1 protein-coding gene and 1 pseudogene are annotated in these 833 nt (G+C 64.9%); both read right to left on the reverse strand.

Annotation, left to right across the window (positions count from 1 at the left end):
• Positions 1 to 116 precede the first annotated feature (116 nt).
• On the reverse strand, positions 117 to 572 hold the full coding sequence (locus CV023_RS18685) for a hypothetical protein (RefSeq protein WP_230748578.1): 456 nt from the start codon (positions 570 to 572) through the stop codon (positions 117 to 119).
• Positions 565 to 833, reverse strand: a pseudogene (locus tag CV023_RS18690) (hypothetical protein); the annotation flags it as partial. The pseudogene CV023_RS18690 and the gene CV023_RS18685, both read right to left, overlap by 8 nt.

Below are 833 nucleotides of genomic sequence, written 5' to 3' on the forward strand. Positions count from 1 at the left end.
AACCAGCGGCGGATGAGCCCGTAGAGGATACCGACGATGCCGCCGGCCCCGAAGAGGACGCCGAGGATCGTGGCAAGGTGGCCAAGGATTGATTCGACTGTGTCGAGCCACACTGGTCACCTCTCGTTCACGGACTTGGCCGCCGTCGACTGTGCCACCTCGGCCGCCGTGATTCTCACCCGTTCTCGATGAACCTGTATAGCTCGGGCGGTCGAGGCCACGAACACAGCGACCGCCTGGGTCTGCGTGTGCATGACGGTAAGGCCGTTGCCGATTGCCAGAGTGATCTCGTACCAGAGGGACGCGACAGCGAGGAACGCGCACGCCCACTGCTCGAGGAGTAGTGCTGGGCGTGGGTAGCGGGGACCGTTGAGAGCCGCCGCGGTGGCGAGGGTGCCGCCGACGATGAGCGCCAGTGCCCAGAGCATGACGGTGGGAGCGCCGGCGATGGTGGTCATGGACTTCGCTTCAGCGACACCGAAGATGTACTCGAGGCCGAGGGCAGCTTGGAGCCCGTACATGACGACAGCGAACGCATGCGTGCTGCCGGTGATCTTCACTTGCTTATTCATCGTCGACTCCGAGTCCTATGAGGGCGATGAGTCCGGCGAGGGTGAGGCCGAACCACATTGCGGTGGGTGACCCGGGCGGATCCGGGAGTGGTGTGGCGACCACGAGCGCGTTCACTGCAGCGATCAGTGACGGTCCTGTGGCGAGCGCCCAGAGGAACGTGACGAGGCTGGTGAGGAGTAGGGGTGTGCCGGCTTTGAGGCCGCGGATTGCGAGGGCGACGATGATGCCGGCGGAGAGGAGGACGTAGACGGCGCCCCATA

The sequence above is a fragment of the Brevibacterium sp. CCUG 69071 genome, from assembly GCF_021023135.1.
Taxonomy (GTDB): domain Bacteria; phylum Actinomycetota; class Actinomycetes; order Actinomycetales; family Brevibacteriaceae; genus Brevibacterium.